At 54.2% G+C, this 6,174-nt stretch carries 6 protein-coding genes; 5 read left to right on the top strand and 1 reads right to left on the bottom strand.

All coding sequences use genetic code 11. The annotated features are described in order from the left end of the window. Nucleotides 1–140 precede the first annotated feature (140 nt). Entirely contained in the window at nucleotides 141–290 is a 150-nt protein-coding gene (locus Q7J88_RS06765) for an alpha/beta fold hydrolase (protein WP_303721402.1), read from the bottom strand. A 640-nt stretch (nucleotides 291–930) separates the two neighbouring features. Here Q7J88_RS06765 and Q7J88_RS06760 point away from each other — a divergent pair. From Q7J88_RS06760 to Q7J88_RS06740, 5 genes are all read left to right on the top strand, one after another. Further along, nucleotides 931–1,827, top strand: coding sequence for a bifunctional methylenetetrahydrofolate dehydrogenase/methenyltetrahydrofolate cyclohydrolase (locus Q7J88_RS06760; RefSeq protein ID WP_303721401.1), 897 nt, complete (start codon nucleotides 931–933; stop codon nucleotides 1,825–1,827). A gap of 546 nt (nucleotides 1,828–2,373) precedes the next feature. Beyond that, the gene (locus Q7J88_RS06755; protein WP_303721400.1) at nucleotides 2,374–2,940 is read left to right on the top strand and encodes an aminodeoxychorismate/anthranilate synthase component II; all 567 of its coding nucleotides are present in this window, start codon (nucleotides 2,374–2,376) and stop codon (nucleotides 2,938–2,940) included. 19 nt (nucleotides 2,941–2,959) lie between these two features. Then, a complete protein-coding gene (gene trpD, locus Q7J88_RS06750; protein ID WP_303721399.1) occupies nucleotides 2,960–4,009 on the top strand; it encodes an anthranilate phosphoribosyltransferase in 1,050 nt (349 codons plus the stop codon). Further along, nucleotides 4,006–4,794: an indole-3-glycerol phosphate synthase TrpC gene (gene trpC, locus Q7J88_RS06745; protein WP_303721398.1), complete on the top strand. Its 789-nt coding sequence runs from the start codon at nucleotides 4,006–4,008 to the stop codon at nucleotides 4,792–4,794. Before trpD ends, trpC begins: the two co-directional genes overlap by 4 nt. A gap of 12 nt (nucleotides 4,795–4,806) precedes the next feature. Further along, nucleotides 4,807–6,165 carry a TrpB-like pyridoxal phosphate-dependent enzyme gene (locus Q7J88_RS06740; RefSeq protein ID WP_303721397.1) on the top strand — a complete coding sequence of 453 codons (1,359 nt, stop codon included), beginning with the start codon at nucleotides 4,807–4,809 and terminating at the stop codon, nucleotides 6,163–6,165. The last annotated feature ends 9 nt before the right edge of the window (nucleotides 6,166–6,174 follow it).

The following is a 6,174-nucleotide window of genomic DNA, read 5'->3' as shown; positions in this document are numbered from 1 at the left end:
TGCCTACACCGGCTTGCGTAGACGGTCCCGACGTGACCCTAAGTAGTCCGGTTAAAGCTGAACCTCTTGTTGGCGCGCTTAGCGCTGCCTAAGTTTGGTGTTCCCGTGAAAGAATCTTCCCCTTCTAGGGGGAGAGAACGTCAATCTATTGCTGCTCGAACATCTTGACCGAAAGCTTCCATGGTATATCTTGTTCGCAACATCCCCGAATTGCCATGACCCGCAAAGTCAAGAACGACAACACGATGATTTCTTGAAAATTCCGGCACCTGAGCGCCAATAGCGGCCATCGCAACTCCAACCACGCACAAAATACAAGAGTTGGTTCCCCAGCTCCGTAAACTTCAAATGATATTGGAGTGCCGTCTTTGGAGAACCAAGTGTGGCCAGTCCGCTGCCGCCATTGCTTGTCCAATGGCCACATAGTAGTAGCAACAGACCTGCAAGAATGTTCCCAAACTGATTTCTGTAAAGCCTGTATATCAAATCCCATGTGGTACTAAATAGCATAGCTTCGCTCCTCTGCTGACCGAACAGTTTGTGCCAATGGGGCCGATCCGGGACCATCGCAACTACAACATCGGAGCATGTTATAGAGACATATATGCCTAGCTTGCGATTAAGCTAATCCGAAATCTGGCCACAATAAATCTGTGACTCATCAAATGTCGGAGGTGTGAAATTTAAAATCACTACTTAATGCGAATGTTCTCGGTCAAGCGTGACCCCGCAGTTGTATTCTGAGTGCGTATACATGGTTGCTCATGGAAAAACCGTGTGCTAGCCTTTCAGGTTCCTGTTTTTTCATCATCGGAACGTCTATTTAAAATCAAAACAGAAAACTCATAACTTGGCTTGGGTTAAAGCTTAAAAACAACATTTTTAGCTGTAACCAGTCTATATACACCTACCAGGAAAAGAGGTTTGCCAATGCTTGTACTACCCAGAGTTGTCGCTGAACGCTATCGTGCGGAGATCAGACAGGAGATTCGAGCTCTTGGCACCCAACTAAAGGTCGTTGGCTTTCTCGCCGGAGACTACGGCCCCTCCCTTACCTACGCTGAATACACCAAGAACGCCTGTGAAGAACTGGGAATCGCCTACGAATTGCGCACCAGCAGTCGGCTCGACTTGGAACAGTCAATCGTCAAAGCCAATGAAGACCCTTCTATCCACGGCATCATGGTTTACTATCCGATCTTCGGCAACGAGCAGGACCGCTATTTGAAGGACGTGGTCGATTACCGCAAGGACATCGAGGGGCTGCATTCTTTCTGGATCCGCAAACTTTACGAAAATGAACGGATCATCGACGGAACAGAGGCTGTCGGCAAAGCAGTGGTTCCCTGCACCGCCCTAGCAACCCTGAAAGTTCTCGAGGCCAACGGAGCCTATGGTGGAAGTGGCACCCGGCCGGCGGAGCACAAGACGGTGACTATTTTCAATCGCAGTGAAGTGGTCGGCCGCCCGTTGGCGGTAATGATGTCGAACGACGGAGCAAGGGTCTATTCCTTTGACGAGTTCGGCCCACTTCTCTACGAGAGTGGGCAGGCTAGAGAGATCCATATTTCCCGTGGCGATGCTCTCAAAGAGTCGGATATAGTGATCACCGGGGTTCCTTCCAAGGCTTTTCCAAAGATCGAGGCAGAAGAGCTCTCCCCGCACACCATTTGCCTCAATTTTGCCACCATCAAGAACTTCACCCCCGAGGCGGAAGAAGCTGCCGAACTGTTCATACCTCGGGTTGGCCCGGCTACCGTGGCGATGTGTATGCGCAACACCCTGCGCCTTTACCGTACCTACCATGCCAAGCAGGTGGTCGTCTGAGCAAGATCCCTTCTAAATAGCTGCCATAAAAAAATGGCCTCACTATTGAGCCTTTTTTGTGGCAGCTGCTCTTTCCCATGGCAGTTCCGACTTGCGGTAGGTTGACTGCTCCCAAAACGATCATAACCAGTTCCAGAATAATGAGTAATTCTTTGGTGATAGGTTATGCACCTGATTGCAGAAAGGAGCTAGAAAGCTAGAAAGAGATAAATCGTCAAATTCATCCTGTTGCAATGATGCCGGCCAGCCCACGACCGTTAGGCCACCTTCGATGGTCCTGTCAGTTGCTTCGGTGAAGGTGTGATTCATTTATGCGCGAATACCTCATCGCTACCCTCCAAATATTGAAATCCACAATGACTGAATGGCGAAATGGTCTGACGGAAATCAGAACACGGGGATAAATAAGGTGATTTTTTATGGTGAGGTTGTTATTCTGTGTCGCTTAAAAGAGTGGGTAGTGAAAGAGAAAGCGGGCACGGAAGAGGGTGCCATTGCCCTCTTTTTGGACGAAAACATATAAATAACAGTGGGATAAGCTAGATTATGCTGTTGATGATCGACAACTACGATTCATTCACCTACAACTTGGTGCAGTACTTCCTCGAACTGGGCGAAGAGGTGGAGGTTATCCGTAACGATAAACTGACCTTGGACGATATCACCAAAATGGCGCCGCGGCGGCTGGTGATCTCCCCTGGCCCCTGTACCCCGAAAGAGGCGGGCATCTCGGTCGCTGCGATCAAACGTTTTGGCGGTGAAATCCCGATCCTCGGCATCTGTCTTGGCCACCAGTCGATCACCGAAGCCTTCGGTGGTGATGTGGTCCGGGCCGATCGTTTGATGCACGGCAAGACCAGCCCGATCCTGCACGACAACAGTGGCATCTTCAAAGATATCCCCAGCCCTTTCACCGCGACTCGCTACCATTCGCTGATCGCCAAACGAGAGACCTTCCCCGATTGTCTGCGGATTACCGCTTGGACGGAAGAGGAGGAAATTATGGGGCTGCAGCATAAGGAGTTTCCAGTATGGGGGATGCAATTCCACCCGGAATCGATCCTTACCACCGAGGGGATGCGGCTGTTGCGGAACTTTCTTGAATTGACCTGATATTGATGCGGAGACGGAAATGATCAAAGAGGCGATTGCCAAAGCTGTTGAGCGGCAGGATTTGACCGAAGCGGAAATGATCGACGCCATGAATCAGATTATGGGCGGCGAGGCAACCCCGGCGCAGGTCGGTTCCTTTATTACCGCGTTGCGGATGAAGGGCGAAACCATCGACGAGATTGTTGGTGCGGCCAAGGTTATGCGCGCCCATGCGACACCGATCAAGGTCGGCGGCGTGGTAGATCTCGACCGCGACGAGATTAACGTTGATCGTGAGACGATCCTCGACACCTGCGGCACCGGCGGCAGCGGCACCAAGAGCTTCAATATCTCGACCACGGTGGCGATCGCGGTTGCTGCTTGCGGCGCCAAAGTCGCCAAGCATGGTAATCGCAGCATCAGTTCTTCCTGCGGTAGTGCCGACGTGCTGGAGAAGTTGGGGGTAAATCTGGGCGTGTCGCCGGAGACGGTCGGCCACTGTGTTGACGAAATCGGCGTCGGTTTCCTGTTCGCGCCGGCGCTGCATGGAGCCATGAAGTACGCCATAGGTCCGCGGCGTGAAATAGGTGTCCGCACCATCTTCAATATCCTCGGCCCGTTGACCAACCCGGCCGGTGCCGACCGGCAGGTGCTAGGGGTCTACAAGGATGATCTTGTCGAGCCGTTGGCAAAAGCGCTGCTCAGCCTCGGTTGTCGGCGCGGGTTTGTTGTTCACGGCAGCGACGGTATGGACGAAATCACCCTGACCGGACCCACCCTGGTGGCGGCGATTGGTGGTGGCGCGGTTGAGGTGCAGACCATCGAGCCGGAGCAGTTTGGGTTTGAACGCTGCAAGCTGGAAGAATTGCAGGGTGGCGATGCCGAGCAGAATGCCATCATTGTCAAAGCGATTCTGGCCGGTGAAAAGGGACCGAAGCGTGACATTGTCGTGCTCAACGGGGCCTATGCCATGGTTGCTGCCGGTTTGGCCGTGGGGGTTAGCGAAGGTATCGAGATGGTGCAGGCGGTGCTCGACAATGGCAAGGCGCAGGAAACCCTCGACGCGCTAGTGAGAATGACCAATCAATGATTCTCGATAAGATTCTGCAGACCAAAGTTGAAGAGGTCGCGGCGGCAAAGCTGCTCGAACCGCTCAGCGAACTGGAACGGCGGGTCGGCGACCTGGAGGATCGGCCGCGCGGCTTTGCCCGGGCGTTGCGGAATATGCGTGATTCCGGCGGCACCGCGCTGATCACCGAGGTGAAAAAGGGCTCGCCGTCAAAGGGCATTATCCGCGCCGATTTCGATCCGGTCGAGATTGCCGTTACTTATGAAAATGGTGGTGCGACTTGTCTGTCGGTATTGACCGACGAACAATATTTTTACGGGCATCTGAGCTTTCTCGGCGCGATTCGCGAGCAGGTTTCGTTACCACTGCTGCGCAAGGATTTCGTCATTGATCCCTATCAGGTGGTCGAGGCGCGGGTGGCCGGTGCTGACGCCATATTGCTGATCGCCGCGGCGCTAAATGATGAGCAGTTGAACGAACTGGCGGCAAAAGCAAAAGAGTTGCGACTTGATACTCTGCTTGAAGTGCACGACGCTGAAGAATTGGAGCGGGCGCTGAAACTGCCGGTCGACCTGATCGGCATCAACAATCGCAATCTGCAAACCTTCGTGACCGATCTGGGCGTCACAGAGCAGTTGGCCGGCCGGATTCCCAAGGAGCAGCTCGCAGTGGCCGAAAGTGGGATCAACAGCCGGGCCGATATCGAGCGGTTGCAGGCGGCAGGTGCCGGGGCTTTCCTGATTGGGGAAAGTCTGATGCGTGAAGCAGATATTGCCGATAAATTGAAATCTCTTGTCTTCGGATAGTGGAGCCCTCAAGTGAAACAGACAAAAATCCTTTTGCCGGAAGATCGTATCCCGAAGCAGTGGTACAATGTCATTCCCGATTTGACCGACCCGCTGGCACCGGTCATTCACCCCGGGACCCTGCAGCCGGTAACTCCCGACGATCTGTTGCCGTTGTTTCCGATGGCGCTGATCGAGCAGGAGGTGTCGAATCAACGTTGGATTGATATCCCGGATGATGTTCGTCAAATCCTCGCGCAGTGGCGTCCTTCGCCGGTTTTCCGCGCACATCGCCTGGAGCAGGCGCTCGGCACCCCGGCGAAGATCTACTATAAATATGAAGGAGTGTCTCCGGCCGGTAGTCATAAGCCGAACACCGCGGTTCCGCAGGCGTATTACAACAAGCTTGAGGGGACCAAGCGGATCGCGAGTGAGACCGGCGCCGGACAGTGGGGTTCCTCGATCGCTCTGGCCTGCCAGATGTTCGGCCTCGCCTGCACTGTTTACATGGTCAAGGTCTCTTTTCAGCAGAAGCCGTACCGCAAGAGCATGATGCAGCTGTGGGGTGCCAATGTATTGCAGTCGCCAACCAGTCTGACCAATGCCGGTCGGGCGATCCTGGCAAAAGATCCGGATAGCAACGGTTCCCTAGGTATCGCCATCAGTGAAGCGGTTGAAGATGCAGCAACCCACGAAGACACTCGCTATTGCCTCGGCAGCGTGCTGAACCACGTTTGCCTGCACCAGACCGTCATCGGCTTGGAGGCGAAGGAGCAGATGGCGATCGCCGGCGATTATCCCGATGTGGTGATCGGCTGCCACGGTGGCGGTTCCAACTTTGCGGGTCTGGGCTTTCCGTTTATCGCCGATAAGGCGGCTGGCAAAGATGTGCGGATTCTAGCCGTCGAACCGATCTCCTGCCCCACCCTGACCAAGGGTGTTTTTGACTTCGATTACGGCGACACCGCCAAGATGGCGCCGATCTCCAAGATGTATACTTTGGGACACGATTTCATGCCGCCGGGTATCCACGCCGGTGGTCTGCGTTACCATGGTGCTGCGCCGTTGGTGTCGCAGCTGCTCCACGCCGGGGTCATTGAAGCCAAAGCGGTTGGTCAGGTCGAGTGTTTCGAGGCAGCGGTCCAGTTTGCTCGCGCTGAAGGGATCATCCCCGCTCCTGAATCTTCTCATGCTATTCGTGCGGCTTTCGATGAGGCCTTGCTGGCGAAGGAGGAGGGGAAGGAGAAGACAATCCTGTTTAACCTGTCTGGACACGGTCATGTCGATATGGCAGCTTATGATGCCTTCTTCTCCGGCAGCCTTGAGAACTACGAGTATCCGAACGAGGCGATCCAGGAATCGCTGGGTGCCTTGCCGAAAGTCGAGATGTAGGGAGCCGTT

The sequence above is a fragment of the Malonomonas rubra genome (assembly GCF_003247215.1).
GTDB classification, from domain to species: Bacteria; Desulfobacterota; Desulfuromonadia; order Desulfuromonadales; family Geopsychrobacteraceae; genus Malonomonas; species Malonomonas rubra_A.
Note: the sequence above shows the minus strand (reverse complement) of the source record. Positions and strands in the feature narration are given on the sequence as shown.